This is a genomic window from Burkholderia sp. Bp9142 (genome assembly GCF_003853415.1).
In the GTDB taxonomy this organism is placed as follows: Bacteria; Pseudomonadota; Gammaproteobacteria; order Burkholderiales; family Burkholderiaceae; genus Burkholderia.
Genome location: NZ_QTPP01000004.1, coordinates 290,122 through 309,173 on the forward strand (window position 1 = coordinate 290,122; position 19,052 = coordinate 309,173).

General features: G+C 65.3%; 12 protein-coding genes. 4 read left to right on the forward strand and 8 right to left on the reverse strand.

What is annotated here, in order from left to right; translation table 11 throughout:
- Positions 1–126 precede the first annotated feature (126 nt).
- Positions 127–2,991, reverse strand: a complete 2,865-nt coding sequence (locus DIE22_RS07125) for a 2-oxoglutarate dehydrogenase E1 component (RefSeq protein WP_124500487.1) — start codon at positions 2,989–2,991, stop codon at positions 127–129.
- A 316-nt stretch (positions 2,992–3,307) separates the two neighbouring features.
- Positions 3,308–5,134: a translational GTPase TypA gene (gene typA / locus DIE22_RS07135; protein WP_059467636.1), complete on the reverse strand. Its 1,827-nt coding sequence runs from the start codon at positions 5,132–5,134 to the stop codon at positions 3,308–3,310.
- Positions 5,135–5,456: 322 nt separating this feature from the next.
- Here typA and DIE22_RS07140 point away from each other — a divergent pair, with 322 nt between their 5' ends.
- The 4 genes from DIE22_RS07140 (at position 5,457) to DIE22_RS07155 (ending at position 10,390) form a co-directional block, all read left to right on the forward strand.
- Positions 5,457–5,948 carry a MarR family winged helix-turn-helix transcriptional regulator gene (locus tag DIE22_RS07140; protein WP_059467637.1) on the forward strand — a complete coding sequence of 164 codons (492 nt, stop codon included), beginning with the start codon at positions 5,457–5,459 and terminating at the stop codon, positions 5,946–5,948.
- An 87-nt stretch (positions 5,949–6,035) separates the two neighbouring features.
- Positions 6,036–7,532 (forward strand): efflux transporter outer membrane subunit, encoded by a 1,497-nt coding sequence (locus DIE22_RS07145; RefSeq protein WP_124500485.1) that lies wholly within the window; start codon positions 6,036–6,038, stop codon positions 7,530–7,532.
- A 52-nt stretch (positions 7,533–7,584) separates the two neighbouring features.
- Positions 7,585–8,802 (forward strand): HlyD family secretion protein, encoded by a 1,218-nt coding sequence (locus DIE22_RS07150; RefSeq protein WP_124500484.1) that lies wholly within the window; start codon positions 7,585–7,587, stop codon positions 8,800–8,802.
- 28 nt (positions 8,803–8,830) lie between these two features.
- A complete protein-coding gene (locus tag DIE22_RS07155; RefSeq protein WP_124500483.1) occupies positions 8,831–10,390 on the forward strand; it encodes a DHA2 family efflux MFS transporter permease subunit in 1,560 nt (519 codons plus the stop codon).
- Between the two features lie 90 nt (positions 10,391–10,480).
- On the opposite strand, the gene truB is transcribed toward DIE22_RS07155, so the two are convergent.
- The 6 genes from truB to rluB all read right to left on the reverse strand — a co-directional run bounded on the left by truB (position 10,481) and on the right by rluB (position 19,018).
- Positions 10,481–11,413 (reverse strand): tRNA pseudouridine(55) synthase TruB, encoded by a 933-nt coding sequence (gene truB, locus DIE22_RS07160; RefSeq protein ID WP_124500482.1) that lies wholly within the window; start codon positions 11,411–11,413, stop codon positions 10,481–10,483.
- Positions 11,414–11,426: 13 nt separating this feature from the next.
- Positions 11,427–11,825, reverse strand: coding sequence for a 30S ribosome-binding factor RbfA (gene rbfA, locus DIE22_RS07165; RefSeq protein WP_050012484.1), 399 nt, complete (start codon positions 11,823–11,825; stop codon positions 11,427–11,429).
- 115 nt (positions 11,826–11,940) lie between these two features.
- On the reverse strand, positions 11,941–14,865 hold the full coding sequence (gene infB, locus DIE22_RS07170) for a translation initiation factor IF-2 (RefSeq protein WP_124604787.1): 2,925 nt from the start codon (positions 14,863–14,865) through the stop codon (positions 11,941–11,943).
- Positions 14,866–14,956: 91 nt separating this feature from the next.
- Positions 14,957–16,432, reverse strand: a complete 1,476-nt coding sequence (gene nusA / locus DIE22_RS07175; protein ID WP_124500480.1) for a transcription termination factor NusA — start codon at positions 16,430–16,432, stop codon at positions 14,957–14,959.
- On the reverse strand, positions 16,432–16,890 hold the full coding sequence (rimP, locus tag DIE22_RS07180; RefSeq protein WP_014897219.1) for a ribosome maturation factor RimP: 459 nt from the start codon (positions 16,888–16,890) through the stop codon (positions 16,432–16,434). The genes nusA and rimP overlap by 1 nt, the downstream gene beginning before the upstream one ends.
- Positions 16,891–17,308: 418 nt before the next feature.
- Positions 17,309–19,018, reverse strand: a complete 1,710-nt coding sequence (rluB, locus tag DIE22_RS07185; RefSeq protein ID WP_124604788.1) for a 23S rRNA pseudouridine(2605) synthase RluB — start codon at positions 19,016–19,018, stop codon at positions 17,309–17,311.
- Positions 19,019–19,052 lie beyond the last annotated feature (34 nt).

Sequence of the window (19,052 nt, forward strand, 5' to 3'; positions counted from 1 at the left end):
CTGGATGCTTAATCTGGGTAATGACGAGGTTCGTGCGATTCCTTCGGCCGGTGCGGCGCGCGACGCGCCCGGCAGGCCAAAAGAGACGGGAAAGCGCCGCGCGCCTTCCCGTTTCGCTTCCGTCGATTATTTCGCGATCGATGCGCTCTTCAGGCGGCCGAACGCACCTTCGATGAGGGCCTTCTGCTGCTCGTAGTGCTTCGCGTAGTAGCCGACCGCCGGCGAGGCCGAAGCCGGACGGCCGCTGTACGCCAGCTTCTGCCCTTCCTTCATGCCTTCCTTCAGGTGGTGCTCGACGTAGAACCAGGGGCCCTGGTTCTGCGGCTCGTCCTGCACCCAGACCACTTCAGTCGCGTTCTCGTACTTCTTCATTTCGGCTTCGAACTGCTTGTGCGCGAACGGATACAGCTGCTCGATACGGATGATCGCGACGTCGTTCGCCTTCGCTTCGCGGCGATGCGCGACGAGGTCGTAGTACACGCGGCCCGAGCACGCCAGCACGCGCTTGACCTTCTTCGCGTCGATGCCGCCGTCGGTTTCGCCCAGCACCGGCTGGAACGAACCCTTCGCGAGCTCCGACAGGTCCGACACCGCTTCCTTGTGGCGCAGCAGCGACTTCGGCGTGGCGACGATCAGCGGCTTGCGGAACAGACGGATCATCTGGCGACGCAGCAGGTGGAAGATCTGCGCCGGCGTCGTCGGCTGGACGACCTGCATGTTGTGATCGGCACACAGTTGCAGGAAACGCTCAATACGGGTCGACGAGTGTTCCGGACCCTGGCCTTCGTAGCCGTGCGGCAGCAGCATCGTGAGACCCGACACGCGGCCCCACTTCACTTCACCCGACGAGATGAACTGGTCGATCACGACCTGCGCGCCGTTGACGAAGTCGCCGAACTGGGCTTCCCACAGCACGAGCGTGTTCGGCTCGGCGGTCGAGTAACCGTATTCGAAGCCCAGCACCGCTTCTTCCGACAGCACCGAGTCGATCACCGTGAACTTCGCCTGGCCTTCGGCGATGTTCTGCAGCGGCACGTACGTGCCGTCGTTCCAGCGTTCGCGGTTCTGGTCATGCAGCACCGCGTGACGGTGCGTGAACGTGCCGCGGCCCGAGTCCTGGCCCGTCAGGCGCACCGAGTAGCCCGATGCGACGAGCGACGCGAACGCGAGGTGTTCGCCCATGCCCCAGTCGAGCGGCTGGTCGCCGCGCGCCATGTTGCGGCGGTCGTTGATCACGCGCTCGACGAGCGGGTGGACCTTGAAGTTTTCCGGGACCGTCGTGATGCGTTCGCCGAGGCGCTTCAGTTCGGCGAGCGGCACGGCCGTATCGGCTGCGTCCGTCCACTTGCGGTTCAGGAACGGCACCCAGTCGACCGCGTACTTGCTCTTGTAGTTCGACAGGACCGGGTCGACCGTGTGGTGACCGTCGTCCATTGCCTTGCGGTACGCCTTCACGAAGTTGTCGGCGTCTTCCGCGCTGATCACGCCCTGCTGCACGAGCCTCTCGGCGTACAGTGCACGGGTGCCCGGGTGCTGCGCGATCTTCTTGTACATCAGCGGCTGCGTGACCGCCGGCGTGTCCTGCTCGTTGTGACCCAGCTTGCGGAAGCAGACGATGTCGATCACGACATCCTTGTGGAACTGCATCCGGTAATCAATCGCGATCTGCGTCGCGAGGATCACGGCTTCCGGATCGTCGCCGTTCACGTGCAGCACCGGCGCCTCGATCATCTTGACGACATCGGTACAGTACAGCGTCGAGCGCGCGTCGCGCGGGTCGGACGTCGTGAAGCCGATCTGGTTGTTGATGACGATGTGCAGCGTGCCGTGCGTGCCGTAGCCGCGCGTCTGCGCGAGGTTCAGCGTTTCCATCACGACGCCTTGGCCTGCGAAGGCCGCGTCGCCGTGGATCTGCACCGGCAGCACCTGCAGGCCGTCTTCGTCGCCGCGACGGTCCATCCGCGCCTTCGCGGAACCTTCGACCACCGGGTTCACGATTTCGAGGTGCGACGGGTTGAACGCGAGCGACAGGTGCACCGGGCCGCCTTCCGTCGACACGTCCGACGAGAAGCCCTTGTGGTACTTCACGTCGCCGGCCGGCAGGTCGTCGACGTGCTTGCCTTCGAATTCGGCGAACAGGTCGGCCGGCATCTTGCCCAGCGTGTTGACCAGCACGTTCAGACGGCCGCGGTGGGCCATGCCGATGATGATTTCCTGCACGCCGCGCTTGCCCGAGTGCTGGACGACTTCGTCCATCGCCGCGATGAAGCTTTCGCCGCCTTCGAGCGAGAAGCGCTTCTGGCCGACGTACTTGGTGTGCAGATAGCGCTCGAGGCCTTCCGCTGCCGTCAGGCGATTCAGGATGTGCTTCTTCTTGTCGACCGAGAAGGCCGGCGTCGCGCGGATCGATTCCAGGCGCTCCTGCCACCAGCGCTTCTGCTCCGGATCGCTGATGTACATGTACTCGGCGCCGAGCGTGCCGCAGTACGTGTCACGCAGGCCCTTGACGATGTCGCGCAGCGAAGCCTGGTCGAAACCGAAATACAGGTTGCTTGCGCTGTACGTCTGGTCGAGGTCGCCTTCGGAGAAGTCGTAGAACGCGGGTTCGAGTTCGGGAATGGCGGGACGTTCGCGACGCTTCAGCGGATCCAGATTGGCCCATTGCGAGCCGAGGAAACGATAGGCGCTGATGAGGGACTGGACGTGGACCTGCTTGCGCGCGGTCGCCAGATTGCTGGTGCTTTCGCGCGGGATGAAGGCATTGGCCTTCGCACGCTCGGCAAACGATTCGACGATCGGAAAATGAGCGACGTCATTGGCATTCGAGCCGTCCGTTGCAGGCACGTTCTGCAGCGCGTCGAAATACTCTCGCCAGTTCTCCGGCACCGATGCCGGATTGTTGAGGTATGCATCGTACAGTTCTTCAACGTACGAAGCATTGCCGCCGAACAGATAGGAGTTCAGCTGAAACTGCTTCATTACATCTGACATTTTACGCTCACCTTTCTTCGAGCTTCTCGAGAAATAGCGGGTTACTCAACCTTCCGCGACACGGCCTGACCGTTTAGCGGATTGCGAATCAAGTCTTGCTTGGAAGGACCTAAAACTTGCGTGCGCGCAGCATATCACAGAACCGATACCGGAGTTCACGGCGAAATGTGCCTGAAAGCACCGCACGACGGGGTTTTGCCGGATTGCCACGACCCGCGGGAACAGTGTTTTGCAACGCATTCGGTTGCACATCGCGCGGATGCAAAAAAGGCCGCCCGAAGGCGACCTTTTGCGTCATGCACGGGAACAGCCGAGCTTAGTCGACCGCGCCTTCGCGGCTCGCGCGGCGGCGCTCGTGCTCCTTCAGGAAGCGCTTGCGCAGGCGGATCGACTGCGGCGTCACTTCGACGAGTTCGTCGTCATCGATGAATTCGACCGCATATTCGAGCGACATCTGGACCGGCGGCACGAGACGCACGGCTTCGTCGGTACCCGACGCACGCACGTTGGTCAGCTGCTTGCCCTTGATCGGGTTCACGACGAGGTCGTTGTCGCGGCTGTGGATGCCGATGATCATGCCCTCATACAGCGCGTCGCCCGGCTTCACGAACATGCGGCCGCGATCCTGCAGCTTCCACAGCGCGTACGCCACTGCCGCGCCGTCGTCCTGCGAGATCAGCACGCCGTTGCGGCGCTCGAACACCGAGCCGTCCTTGACCGGCGCGTACGAGTCGAAGATGTGGCTCATCAGGCCCGTGCCGCGCGTCAGCGTCAGGAATTCGCTCTGGAAGCCGATCAGGCCACGTGCCGAAATCTTGTACTCAAGACGCGTGCGGCCGCGGCCGTCCGACGCCATGTCGAGCATTTCGCCCTTGCGGCGGCCAAGCTCTTCCATCACGCCACCCTGGTGCTCGTCCTCGACGTCGACGGTCAGCAGCTCGTACGGCTCGTGGCGCACGCCGTCGATTTCCTGCATCACGACGCGCGGACGCGACACGGCCAGCTCATAGCCTTCGCGGCGCATGTTCTCGACGAGAATCGTCAGGTGCAGCTCACCGCGGCCCGACACTTCGAACACCGTTTCGTCGCCCGTGTCCTTCACGCGCAGCGCGACGTTGTGGTTCAGTTCCTTCATCAGGCGGTCGCGGATCTGGCGGCTCGTCACGAACTTGCCTTCGCGGCCTGCCAGCGGCGACGAGTTGACGAGGAAGTTCATCGTCAGCGTCGGCTCGTCGACGGTGATCATCGGCAGCGCTTCCGGCGTATCGACCGCGCAGATCGTCGCGCCGATGCCGACGTCTTCAATACCGTTGATCAGCACGATGTCGCCCGCTTCGGCCGATTCGACCTGCACGCGCTCGAGGCCCTTGAACGACAGCACCTGGTTGATCTTGCGGTTCAGCACGTCGCCTTCCGGACCGAAGCGCATCACGACCGGCTGGCCCGGCTTGATGCGGCCGCGCGTGATGCGGCCGACGCCGATCCGGCCGACGTACGTCGAATAGTCGAGCGACGTGATCTGGAGTTGCAGCGGCGCTTCCGGATCGGCCGGGCGGACCGGCACGTGCGCGAGGATCGCCTCGAACAGCGGGCGCATGTCGCCTTCGCGGGTCGCCGGATCGAGCGACGCATAGCCGTTCAGGCCCGATGCGTAGACGATCGGGAAGTCGAGCTGCTCCTCGGTCGCGCCGAGCTTGTCGAACAGGTCGAAGGTCTGGTTGATGACCCAGTCGATGCGCGCGCCCGGGCGGTCGATCTTGTTGATCACGACGATCGGCTTCAGGCCGAGCGCGAGCGCCTTCTTCGTGACGAAGCGCGTCTGCGGCATCGGACCCTCGACGGCGTCGACGAGCAGCAGCACCGAGTCGACCATCGACAGCACGCGCTCCACCTCGCCACCGAAGTCCGCGTGCCCCGGCGTGTCGACGATGTTGATGTGCGTGCCTTCGTATTCGACCGCGCAGTTCTTCGCGAGAATCGTGATCCCGCGCTCCTTTTCGATGTCGTTCGAGTCCATCACCCGTTCGGCAATCTGCTGGTTCTCGCGGAAGGTGCCGGACTGGCGGAGCAGTTGGTCGACGAGCGTGGTCTTGCCGTGGTCGACGTGGGCGATGATGGCGATATTGCGAAGGGCGCGGGTCATAGAAACCTGAAATCGTTGAACGCGCAAACGCGCACGCTCGTCTGTCACCGGGACACGTGCGCGCGCGTTGCAGCTTGGAAACCACAAATTATAGCACGTGAGAATGTCGGAAGCCGGACCGTCCGGTGCAATGCAACAAGCGACGCCATCCTGCCCTCGCCACCGACGCGGCCGACACCACTCCCGGCGCCCCGAAGACCCTGATCCGGACAAGGAGATTCCGGAGCACGGAGCGCGCCCTCGCCCGTTCGATTAACATTTGCCGAGGCAAGCAATTGTGCCTATACTGCTGCCTAGTCAACTATTGCAGCTTCAGGGTTTTATGTCGGATTCTCCTTCTCAACCGCCTGTTTCGCCGCTGTCCTCGTATCAGATGAACGACAGCGTCGGTTATCTGATGTCGCGCGTGAAGTCGGTGATGACCAATCTCGTCACGCAACGAACGCAGGAAGAGCTCGGCATCACCGGCACGCAGGCGAGCATGCTGTTCATGATCGCGGTCGGCAAGTGTTCGACGGCCGCCGAGCTCGCGCGGGAATACGGGATCGACGCGAGCGCGGTCACGCGCCTGCTCGATCGTGTCGAGAAGCGCGGGCTGCTGTCCCGCGTGCGCAGCATCGAGGATCGGCGTGTCGTGCGCCTCGAACTGACCGACGAAGGCCGTGCGCTTGCCGAGCGGCTGCCGCCGGTGTTCCGCAGCGTGCTCGACGAGTTGCTGGACGGGTTTACGCCGGAAGAAGTCGGGTTCCTGAAGAGCATGCTGCGCCGCATTCTCAGCAATTACTGCGAGACCGCCGGCGGCAGCGTCACGTAATAGTTGCCATAACAATTACTTTAGACAGATTAATGTAAGGAAATCCTTGCAGTGTCCATCATTCATTCCGAGTCAGGGAACCGCGCGATGAAATCCTCCCCGTTGTCCGTGCGCGCCGGGTCGTGCCGTGCCGCCGTCGCCGCAGCGGTTGCCGCGCTGGCGCTGGCGGGCTGCGCAAACTACATCGGCATCAAGAGCGACAGGCAGATCGCTCCCGCGTCGCAATTCGAAACCGCCCAGAGCCTGCCGGCCCAGGGCGGCCGGTGGCCGGCGCTCGACTGGGCAAACCAGTTCGGCGATCCGCAGTTACCGCAGCTGATCGACGAGGCGCTCCAGGGCAGCCCGTCGATCGCGCAAGCGCAGGCGCGCATCGCGAAGGCGTCGTCATACATCGAATCGTCGCGCTCGAACCTGATGCCGAAGGCCGAAGCCAGCTACTCGTGGACGCGCGAGCTGTATTCGTCGAACGCGCTGTTCCCGCCCCCGTACGGCGGCCAGTGGTACAGCGAGAACAACGCGCTCGCGAGCGCGTCGTGGGATCTCGACCTGTGGGGCAAGAACCGCGAGCGCCTGCACACGGCCGTGTCGCAGGAAAAGGCCGCCGAAGCCGACATGCAGCAGGCGCGCATCACGCTCGCGTCGTCGGTCGCCCGCACCTACAACTCGCTCGCACAGCTGTATGCGCTGCGCGACATCGCGCAGCGCGAGATCACCAACCGTCAGACGGTCGGCAAGATCACCGACGGCCGCGTATCGGCCGGCCTCGACACCAACGTGGAACGCCAGACCGCGCGCGGCAATATCGCGACGACCCAGGCCTCGCTGTCCGACCTCGACGGCCAGATCACGGCCGTGCGCTACCAGCTCGCCGCGCTGCTCGGCAAGGGGCCGGATCGTGGGCTGCAGATCGCCGCGCCGGTGATGAATCCGACCGGCGAAGTCGCGCTGCCCGGCAACCTGCCGGCCGACCTCGTGTCGCGCCGCCCCGACATCGTCGCCGCGCGCTGGCAGGTCGAGGCCGCGATGCACGACGTGAAGGAAGCGAAGGCCGAGTTCTTCCCGGACGTGAACCTCGCGGCCGGCTTCGGCTTCGATGCGTTCGGCTGGGGCAAATTCCTGAATTTCGCGAGCCGCCAGGCGCAGTTCGGCCCGGCCATCCACCTGCCGATCTTCGATGCCGGCGCGTTGCGCGCGCAGCTCAAGGGCCGTTATGCGGACTTCGACCTGTCGGTCGCGAACTACAACCAGACGCTGATCGGCGCGCTGAACGACGTCGCGACGCAGGTCGCGTCGATCCGCGCGGTCGATCGCCAGATGGACGACGCGCAGCGTGCGCTCGATGCGTCGACGCGCGCGTACGACCTCGCCGTGATCCGATACAAGGCCGGCCTGTCGCCGCAGCTCCAGGTGCTGACCGCGGACAGCAACCGCCTCGCGTCGGAACAGACCGTGACCAACCTGAAGATGCGCCGGCGCGACATGCAGCTCGCGCTGATCAAGGCGCTCGGCGGCGGGTTCGACGCGACCGGCACGCGGCTCGCCGCGCCCGACGCCGACAAGCAGACGAAACAGGCTGCCAACTGATCCGGCGCCACCCCTACGCAGACACTCGAAATAACGGACGGAGAACATCGCCATGAGCGACCCTCAACAAAACGCCGCCAGCGCACAGCCGCAGAACAACGGGAAGCGCAAACGGATGATGACGCTGCTGATCGCGGTCATCCTGATCGCGGCCATCGCGTACGGTCTGTACTACTTCCTCGTCGCGCGCTTCCACGAAGAGACCGACGACGCATACGTGAACGGCAACGTCGTGCAGATCACGCCGCAGGTCACCGGTACCGTGATCGCCGTGAAGGCCGACGATACGCAGACGGTCAAGGCCGGCGATCCGCTGGTCGTGCTCGATCCGGCCGACTCGCAGGTCGCGCTGCAGCAGGCCGAGGCCAACCTCGCGCAGACGGTGCGCCAGGTGCGCGGCCTGTTCGTCAACGACGACCAGTATCGTGCGCAAGTCGCGCTGCGCCAGTCCGACCTGTCGAAGGCGCAGGACGACCTGCGCCGCCGGGTGGCCGTTGCGCAGACGGGCGCCGTGTCGCAGGAAGAAATCTCCCACGCGCGCGACGCGGTGCGCGCCGCGCAGGCGTCGGTCGACGCGGCGCAACAGCAGCTCGCATCGAACCGCGCGCTGACCGCGAACACGACGATTGCGTCACACCCGAACGTGATGGCAACTGCAGCGAAGGTTCGCGATGCGTACCTCGCGAACGCGCGTAACGTGCTGCCCGCGCCGGTCACCGGTTATGTCGCGAAGCGTTCGGTGCAGGTCGGCCAGCGCGTGTCGCCGGGCAACCCGCTGATGTCGGTCGTGCCGCTGAACGCGGTGTGGGTCGACGCGAACTTCAAGGAAGTCCAGCTCAAGCACATGCGCATCGGCCAGCCGGTCGAACTGACGGCCGACATCTACGGCTCGTCGGCCGTCTACCATGGCAAGGTCGTCGGCTTCTCGGCCGGCACGGGCTCGGCGTTCTCGCTGCTGCCCGCGCAGAACGCGACGGGCAACTGGATCAAGGTCGTGCAGCGCCTGCCGGTGCGTATCGAGATCGATCCGAAGGACCTCGAGAAGCACCCGCTGCGCATCGGCCTGTCGATGCAGGTCGACGTCGATATCAAGGACGAGCGCGGCGACCAGCTCGCCAACGCGCGGAACACAGTCTACGAGACCAACGTGTTCGCGAAGTACGGCGACGAAGCCGACGCCGAGATCGCACGCATCATCGCCGAGAACGCCGGCGGCAACGCGCCGGCACCGGCCGCGGCGAAGTCGAACGGCGTCGCCAATATGATGTAACGGCTCCGACTCCGGGAAAACAACCGACATGGCACAGGCTCCTGTCTCCCACCCGCCCCTGCAGGGCGGGCAACTCGTGCTCGGGACGATCGCGGTATCACTCGCGGTGTTCATGAACGTGCTCGACACGTCCATCGCGAACGTCGCGATCCCGACTATCTCGGGCGACCTCGGCGTGTCGTCCGACCAGGGTACGTGGGTCATCACGTCGTTCGCGGTCGCGAACGCGATCTCCGTGCCGCTGACGGGCTGGCTGACCGACCGCTTCGGACAGGTTCGCCTGTTCCTCGCGTCGATCATCCTGTTCGTCATCTCGTCGTGGATGTGCGGGCTCGCGCCGAGCCTGCCGTTCCTGCTCGCGTCGCGCGTGCTCCAGGGCGCGGTCGCGGGACCGATGATTCCGCTGTCGCAATCGCTGCTGCTGTCGAGCTACCCGCGCGCGAAGGCGCCGATGGCGCTCGCGCTATGGTCGATGACGACGCTGATCGCACCGGTCGCGGGCCCGATCCTCGGCGGCTGGATCTCGGACAACTATTCGTGGCCGTGGATCTTCTACGTGAACATCCCGGTCGGTATCGCCGCCGCGCTGGCCACGTGGTCGATCTATCGCACGCGCGAATCGACGGTGCGCCGCGCGCCGATCGACGGCGTCGGCCTCGCGCTGCTCGTGCTGTGGGTCGGCTCCCTGCAGATCATGCTCGACAAGGGCAAGGATCTCGACTGGTTCTCGTCGACGACGATCATCGCGCTCGCGCTGATCGCGGTCATCTCGTTCGCGTTCTTCGTGATCTGGGAGCTGACGGCGGAACATCCGGTCGTCGACCTGTCGCTGTTCCGCATGCGCAACTTCACCGGCGGCACGATCGCGCTCGCGGTCGGCTACGGGCTCTACTTCGGCAACCTCGTGCTGCTGCCGCTGTGGCTGCAGACCCAGATCGGCTACACGGCAACCGATGCAGGCCTCGTGATGGCGCCCGTCGGGCTGTTCGCGATCCTGCTGTCGCCGCTGACCGGCAAGTTCCTGCCGCGCACGGATCCGCGCTACATCGCGACCGCCGCGTTCCTGACGTTCGCGCTGTGCTTCTGGATGCGCTCGCGCTACACGACCGGCGTCGACGAGTGGTCGCTGACGTTGCCGACGCTCGTGCAAGGCATCGCGATGGCCGGCTTCTTCATCCCGCTCGTGTCGATCACGCTGTCCGGCCTGCCCGGCCACCGCATTCCCGCGGCATCGGGCCTGTCGAACTTCGTGCGGATCATGTGCGGCGGCATCGGCACGTCGATCTTCCAGACCGCGTGGGACCACCGGAACAACTTCCACCACGCGCAGTTGGTCGAGCAGACCAACCCGTACAACCCGACGTTCAACCAGGCCGTCACGCAGATGGGCAACCTCGGGCTGACGCCGGACCAGGCGCACGGCCTCATCAACAACATGGCCACGCAGCAGGCCGCGCAACTCGGCGTGAACGATCTGTTCTACATCTCGGCGGCGATCTTCGTGCTGCTGATCGGACTGATCTGGATCACGAAGCCCGAACGCGCGGGCGGCGGCGATGCGGGTGCGGCGGCGTCGGCCGCGCACTGAGCGCCGCGCTCGAACGGGCATTGCCCAACAAAAAGCCCGGTCGTTCCGACCGGGCTTTCTTTCATGTCGACAGCGCCTGCGCGCCGTGAATCATGCAGCCGTCACGACGAGGCGCTCGGGAGCGAGCACGCCGTTGACCTTGCGCGCCACGCCGAGCAGCCGTACCGCGTCGTACACGCGCACACGCTCGCCCTCCGCCGCGTCGATCGAAGCGAGCGCAGACAGCGGCAACCGCTGGCCGTGCAGGAACCGCTTTGCGCTGGTTTCGTCGAGACGCACCAGCGGGAACGTCGACAGCAATGCGTCGACCGGCTGAAGCCACGCGTCGCGCGCCGCTTCGGCAGCGTCGGACAGCGCGTCGAGCGTCACCGCATGCTCGAGCGTCAGCGCACCGACACCCGTGCGACGCAGCATCGTCAGATGCGCGCCGCAACCGAGCGCTTCGCCGATATCCTCGGCCAGCGTGCGCACATACGTGCCCTTGCTGCAGGTCACGCGGAACGTCACGTCCGGCAGCTCGCAGGCCAACAGGTCGAGCGCATGGATCGTCACGTTGCGGCCTTCCCGTTCGACGGTCTGGCCCGCGCGCGCATATTCGTACAGCGGCTTGCCGTCGCGCTTGAGCGCCGAGTACATCGGCGGCACCTGCACGATCTCGCCGGTAAAGCGCGCGAGTGCCGCTTCCACCGCCGTCCGGTCGCATTCGACGGCGCGCGTGTCGAGCACGTCGCCTTCCGCGTCGCCGGTGGTCGTGCGCACGCCGAGACGCATCGTCGCTTCGTAGGTCTTGTCCGCTTCCAGCAAGTCCTGCGAGAACTTCGTCGCCTCGCCGAAGCACAGCGGCAACAGGCCCGAGGCCAGCGGATCGAGCGTGCCGGTATGGCCGGCTTTCTTCGCGAGAAGCAGGCGCTTCGCGCGAATCAGGGCGTCGTTGCTCGACAGGCCGACCGGCTTGTCGAGCAGGAGGACGCCGTCCAGCGCGCGCCGCGGCACGCGTGGACGCTGGGGGGCTGCAGTCGTCATAGGGCGCGCGCGCTCAATCGTCCTTCGCGGGCGCGTCGGCTTCGTCGTCGTCCTTCGCGCGCGTCGAGTTGGCTTCCTTGATCAGGCGCGACATTTCCACGGCCTTCTCGATCGTCTGGTCGTAATGGAAATGCAGCGTCGGCACCGTATGAATGTGCAAGCGCTTGAACAGCAGGTTGTGGAGGTGACCCGACGCGTGATTCAGCGCTTCCTGCGTCTTGTCCGGATCGCCGGTGAGCGCCGTGAAATACACCTTCGCGTGCGCGTAGTCCGGCGTGAGTTCCACGCTCTGGATGGTCACGATGCCGACGCGCGGGTCTTTGACCTCGCGCATGATGAGTTCGGACAGATCGCGCTGAATCTGGTCGGCGATCTGAACGTTGCGATTGGGGGAAGTACGTTTCCTGGACATGATCGATCCGTGATCGGTTTATCAGGATGAAGCGGCGGGCCATTGTTGGCACGCCACCATGAAAATGGGCGGAGCAAGCCCAAGCCTGCCCCGCCCATGAGCCGATGCGCGACGGTTACAGCGTACGCGCGACTTCGGTCACTTCGAAGACTTCGAACTGGTCGCCTTCCACGATGTCGTTGAAGTTCTTCACCGACATACCGCACTCGAAGCCTTGCTTCACTTCCTTCACGTCGTCCTTGAAGCGCTTCAGCGACTCGAGTTCGCCCGTGAAGATCACGACGTTGTTGCGCAGCACGCGAACCGACGACGAGCGCTTGACGATACCGTCCGTGACCATACAACCAGCGACCGCGCCGATCTTCGGCACCTTGAACACCTGGCGCACCTCGACCGTACCGGTGATGACTTCGCGCTTCTCCGGCGCCAGCATGCCCGACATCGCCGCCTTCACCTCATCCACTGCGTCGTAGATGATGTTGTAGTAGCGGATGTCGATACCGTTCGATTCGGCCAGCTTGCGCGCCTGTGCATCCGCACGCGTGTTGAAGCCGATGATGACCGCCTTCGATGCCGTCGCGAGGTTGACGTCGTTTTCGCTGATGCCGCCCACCGCGCTGTGCACGATCTGCACGCGCACTTCGTCGGTCGACAGCTTGAGCAGCGACTGCACGAGCGCTTCCTGCGAGCCCTGCACGTCGGCCTTGACGATAAGCGGCAGGTTCTGCACTTCGCCTTCGCCCATCTGCTCGAGCATGCTTTCCAGCTTCGCGGCCTGCTGCTTCGCGAGCTTCACGTCACGGAACTTGCCCTGACGGAACAGCGCGATTTCACGTGCCTTGCGCTCGTCCGGCAGCACGATCACTTCCTCGCCCGCACCCGGCACTTCCGACAGACCCTGGATTTCGACCGGGATCGACGGGCCGGCTTCCTTCGTCGGCTTGCCGTTCTCGTCGAGCATCGCACGCACACGGCCGTAGGCCGAGCCCGCGAGCACGATGTCGCCGCGGTTCAGCGTACCGGACTGCACGAGGATCGTCGCGACCGGGCCCTTGCCCTTGTCGAGCTTCGCTTCGATCACGAGGCCCTTGGCCGGCGCTTCGACCGGTGCCTTCAGTTCCAGCACTTCGGCCTGCAGCAGCACGTTCTCGAGCAGATCGTCGATGCCGGCGCCCGTCTTGGCCGACACCGGTACGAACGGCGAATCGCCACCGTATTCTTCCGGCACGACGCCTTCCGCGACCAGTTCCTGCTTGACGCGATCGGGGTTCGCTTCCGGCTTGTCGATCTTGTTGATTGCCACGACGATCGGCACGCCACCCGCCTTCGCGTGGGCGATCGCCTCCTTCGTCTGCGGCATCACGCCGTCGTCGGCAGCCACCACCAGCACCACGATGTCGGTCGCCTTCGCGCCGCGTGCACGCATTGCCGTGAACGCTTCGTGACCCGGCGTATCGAGGAACGTGATGACGCCGCGCGGCGTTTCGACGTGGTATGCGCCGATGTGCTGCGTAATGCCGCCCGCTTCGCCCGCCGCAACCTTCGCACGGCGGATGTGGTCGAGCAGCGAGGTCTTGCCGTGGTCGACGTGACCCATCACCGTGACGACCGGCGGACGCGGCAGTTGCTCCGCATCGGTGGTCGTTTCGCCTTCGACCAGCAGCGCTTCCGGATCGTCCAGCTTCGCGGCGACCGCGCGATGGCCCAGTTCCTCGACGACGATCATCGCCGTTTCCTGGTCCAGCACCTGGTTGATCGTGACCATCTGGCCCATCTTCATCATCACCTTGATGACTTCCGAGGCCTTGATCGACATCTTGTGCGCGAGATCAGCAACCGACACGGTTTCCGGCACGTGCACTTCACGCACGATCGGCTCGGTCGGCGCCTGGAACGACGATGCGCTGTCCTGGTGACGGCCACGGCCCTTCGGGCCGCCGCGCCAGCCGCGATCGACGCCGCCGCTCGAATCGCCGCGCGTCTTGATGCCGCGGCGCTTCGCCGCGTCGTCCTGCCAGCCGCCCTTGCCTGCGCCCGGCTTCTTGTTGCGGTCGCCCGCGCCTGCCGGTGCCTGCGTGGTCGCCGGCGCTGCGCCGGCCGGCTTCTTTGCTGCAGCCGGACGCGCCGGCGTACCCGCACCTGCCGGCTTCGCCGGCTTGTGCAGCGTGCCCTTCGCTTCGGCCGGCTTCGGCTGCTCGACCGGCTTCGGCGGCTCGACTGCCTTGACCACGGCCTTGCGCGGCGTGTTCATCATTTCGCGAATCGCACGCGCTTCCGCCTCGGCGGCCGCGCGACGCTTGCTGATCTCTTCCTGCTCGGCGCGCGCCTTGTCCGCCGCCTCGCGGGCAGCGTCCTCGGCCTTCTTCGCCGCTTCGCGCTGGGCCGCACGTTCAGCGGCCGCGCGTGCTTCGTCCTGCGCGGACTGCGCACCGGCTGCTTCCTGCTGAGCCTCGGCGGCCTGCTGGGCAGCAGCCTGCTGTGCCGCTGCGGCTTCGGCCGCGGCACGCTTCGACGCCGCTTCTTCCTCCGCACGGCGGCGCTCGGCTTCGGCCGCTTCCTCGCGGGCGCGGCGCTCGGCTTCCTCGCGCTCGAGGCGTTCCTGGCGCTCGCGCAGCTCCTGCGCCTGCTTCTCGAGCAGCTCGGCCTCGCGGCGCGCTTCTTCCTCGCGACGCTTCAGTTCCGCATCGTCGTCCGCATCGGCGACCTGCGCCTGACCCTGTTCCGCACCCTCGGCCACGTCGTCGCGCTTGACGAACGTACGCTTCTTGCGGACCTCGACCTGAATGGTGCGAGCCTTGCCCGTCGCGTCAGACTGCTTGATCTCCGACGTATGCTTGCGGGTCAGCGTGATCTTGCGCTTGTCGCCGTCGGTTGCGCCGTGCGACTTGCGCAAATGATCGAGCAGACGCGCCTTGTCCGCCTCGGACAGCGCATCGTCTTCACTCGCTTTCTGGACGCCCGCTGCCTGCAGCTGTTCGAGCAGCACACCAGCAGGCATTTTCAGTTCCGCGGCAAATTGGGCTACGTTGTTACTCGCCATTCATTCCTCTTAGTGCAAGGACCGATTCCTTGCGGTTAGCATCGGGTCAGGCCATACGGCCGCCATCAAATCAGTGCGCCATGGTCATTTCTCACTGGAACCAGTGTTCACGTGCTTTCATGATCAACGCCTTAGCGGCATCCTCTTCCATCCCGGTCATGTCGACCAGTTCATCCACGGCCAGCTCGGCGAGATCGTCGCGCGTCTGCATGCCGTGTTCGGCCAGCTTCGTGAGCAACTCCGGCGTAACGCCGTCGAGGCCCTTCAAGTCCAGCGCTGCGTTTTCAACCTTTTCTTCGTTCGCGATCGCCATCGTCAACAGTGCGTCGCGTGCGCGGTTGCGCAGCTCATGCACGGTGTCCTCGTCGAACGCCTCGATTTCGAGCATTTCGTTGAGCGGCACGTAAGCGATCTCTTCGAGGCTCGTGAAGCCTTCGTCGATCAGGATGTCGGCAACTTCTTCGTCGACGTCCAGACGCGCCATGAACAGCGCACGCAGTCGATCGCGCTCTTCACCCTGCTTCAGAGCGGATTCGTCCGGCGTCATGATGTTGATCTGCCAGCCGGTCAGTTCGCTGGCAAGGCGAACGTTCTGACCGCTGCGGCCGATCGCGACAGCCAGCTCGTTCTCGTCGACGACGACGTCCATCGAGTGCTTTTCTTCATCGACGACGATCGACTGGACGGCTGCCGGCGCGAGCGCGCCGATCACGAACTGGGCGGGATCCTCGGACCATAGCACGATGTCGATGTTTTCGCCACCGAGCTCATTGCGCACGGCCTGCACGCGGGAGCCGCGGATGCCGACGCAAGTACCGATCGGATCGATCCGCTTGTCGTAGGCGATCACGCCGATCTTTGCGCGCACGCCCGGATCGCGAGCGGCTGCCTTGATCTCGAGCAGGCCCTGCTCGATTTCCGGCACTTCCATCTCGAACAGCTTCATCAGAAACTCGGGCGCCGTGCGCGAGAGTTCGATCTGCGGACCGCGCGCGGTGCGGTCGACCTTCGCGATGTACGCACGCACGCGGTCGCCCACGCGCAGGTTTTCCTTCGGGATCAGCTGGTCGCGACGCAGCAGCGCTTCGACACGGCCCGATTCGACGATGAAGTTGCCCTTGTCGAGGCGCTTCACCGTACCCGTCATGATCTTTTCGCCGCGCTCGAGGTAGTCGTTCAGGATCTGCTCGCGCTCGGCATCGCGCACCTTCTGCAGGATCACCTGCTTGGCGGCCTGCGCGCCGATGCGGCCGAACTCGATCGACGGCACCGGTTCCTCGATGAATTCGCCGACCTCGACGTCGGGCTTCTGCTCACGTGCTTCGAACAGCAGGATCTCGCGATCCGGTTCCTGCAAGCCTGCCTCGTCGGGCACGACGAGCCAGCGACGGAAGGTCTCGTGCTCGCCGCTTTCGCGATCGATATGGACGCGGATTTCGGCGCCTTCGTCGAACAGCTTCTTGGAAGCGGACGCGAGCGCAGCCTCGAGGGCGCCCAGCACCACATCCTTGTCGACGTTTTTCTCGCGCGCCAGCGCATCCACCAGCATCAACACTTCGCGACTCATTATTTGCGGCTCCTAAAGTCAACTTGCGGAATCAGGCGGGCTTTGTCGATATCGGCCAGCGTGAAATCCAGCATGGCCGCCTCGCCCTTCTTCCTCTCAAATTCCAAACCGATCGTTTCGCCATTCGGCGCGTGCAGAATGCCCCGGTACGTCTTGCGCCCGTCCAGCGGCTTTTTCAAGGTCACGGAAACTTCGCTGCCGGCGAAGCGCTCGAAGTCGGCCAGCTTCTTCAACGGGCGGTCGAGCCCCGGGGACGAGACTTCGAGCCGTTCGTAATCGATGTTTTCGACCGTCAAGACGTGCTGGAGCTGACGCGTGACCTTTTCGCAATCTTCGAGCGAGATGCCGGCAGGCTGATCGATATAGATGCAAAGCATGCCGCGCCCGGTGCGCTCAAGATCCACCAGCTCGTAGCCGAGCCCGGTGACCGTGGTTTCTATCAGTTCCGTCAGTTGCACAGTGTCCTCTCAGGTGTTCGCGCCCGCCGCTCGCGATTCACCCGCGGGCGCGCGCCTTAGCCGGCGCAGGAAGCGCTACCCGAGATGCCTAACCGTTTCAGCAAAAAAAAATGGGCGGAACGCCCATCTTCTTACTGGTGGTCGCACCTGAGCCGCACATTGAATCCGTACGCCCAGCGACTCCGCGATTATAGCGATTTTTGGCGCAAACGCCAAGCCAGCCGGTAAAAGCAGCGCCCAGCCCGCCTTTACCGACCAAACATGCAAAACCGGACTATCCGAGCAGGCGGCACAATCCGGCAGCGCGATATATATGCAGTCAAAAGCAAATCACGCAGCGCGAGGTGCCGACCCAACCGGACTCACGCCGATTTCGCCGGCCCACCGGCGGCTTCACGCCGCCGTACGCCAGAAATGCTCAGCGACCGCGCGAGCGATTGCGCTGCGGACGCTGACCGCCGCGCGCACCGCCACCGCCGTTGCCGGCGCCTTCGGCACGATTGCCGTTGGGATTGCGGTTGCCGCCCTTGCTGCCACCGCGCTTGCCGCCCGCGCCTTCACGCTTCGGACCGGCGCCATACGACGCGCGATTGCCGTCGACATCGCGACCGCCCGAGCGGTTGCCATGGCCCGACGGCGAAACCGGCAGGCTGCCGTACCCGCTCAGGCCCGGCAGACCCGGGGCGCCGCGGCGGCCGCCGCCGCGACGCGGCTGGTCGAGCTGACCATGGGTCGTCAGCACCGGCTCACGGCCGATGAAGCCCATCGACGTCTGCATCGGATCCGGCTGGCGGCGCTCGGCCTGCCCGCCGCCACCGCGCTTGCCCTTTTCCTCGGACGGCGCCTTCAGGCCGACGGTCGCCATCAGCTTGCGCACCTGCGCCTCGTCGAGCTCCTCCCAACGACCGCGCTTCAAGCCGCGCGGCAGCGGGATCGGACCGTGGCGCGTACGGATCAGGCGGCTCACCATCAAGCCGGCCGCTTCGAACATCCGGCGCACTTCACGGTTGCGGCCTTCAGCCAGCGCAACGTGATACCAGTGGTTCGTGCCTTCGCCGCCGCCGTCGCGAATGCGCAGGAAGTTCGCCGGGCCGTCATCGAGCTCGACACCATGCAGCAGCTTCTGACGCATCCCTTCGGACAGCTCGCCGACGACGCGCACCGCATACTCGCGCTCGACGCTGTAGCGCGGATGCATGAAGCGGTTCGCGAGGTCACCCGACGTGGTCAGCATCAGCAGACCTTCGGTGTTGAAGTCGAGGCGGCCCACCGCAAGCCATTTCGCCGTCTTCATCGGCGGCAGGCGGTCGAACACCGACGGGCGACCTTCCGGATCCGCGTGGCTGACGATTTCGCCCGTCGGCTTGTGATACAGCAGGACGCGCGGCGGCTTGTTCGGCAGCTTGCGCTTGACCGGCTTGCCGTTGATGCGAACCTGGTCGGTCGGCATGATGCGCTGGCCGATGTGCGCAGGCTCACCGTTCACCGACACGCGACCGGCAACGATCAGCTCTTCCATTTCGCGGCGCGAGCCCATGCCGGCTTCCGCGAGCACCTTGTGGAGCTTCGGCGCGTCGTCGTCCGGTGAGAGCACGCGCTTGTTCGTCGGCTGGTTGCGACCGCGACGCAGCATCGGCGCACGTACGCCGCTGCCGCCCGCCGCGTTGTCAGCATCGAAGGCCGGCGACGTCACATAGGCGAACAGATCGTCCTGCGGCGCTGCATCGCCTTCGGCCTTCGCCGCGCCGCTCTCTCCCTTCGCCGCGCTGCCGCGCCGGCCCTGGCCGCCTTGCCCGCCCTGGGCACCCTTGGCTGCGCCTTCACGCTTGCCGGCCGGCTTGCGGCCGCCCTTGGCCGCGGCTTCCTTGCGCGGCGCGCGTGCGGGCTGCGCTTCCGCGGCCTCGGCCGGCTGCGCGTCGGCGCCTTCGCCGCCCTGCGGCTCGCCATCGGCGCCCTTCGACTTGGCCGCCGCGCGGCGACGGGCGATCAGGCTGCGCGGGCCGCGCCGCAGGCCGCGGCGGGGACGCTCGTCACCACCCGCGGCAGGAGCGTCCTGCTCCGGCGTATCGTCGGCACGCGCGGCCTGCACGGCAGGCGCGGACGATTCAATATCGTGGATATCTGTCAAAACAACCTCAAAATGTCAGGTCTCGCGCCCGGCG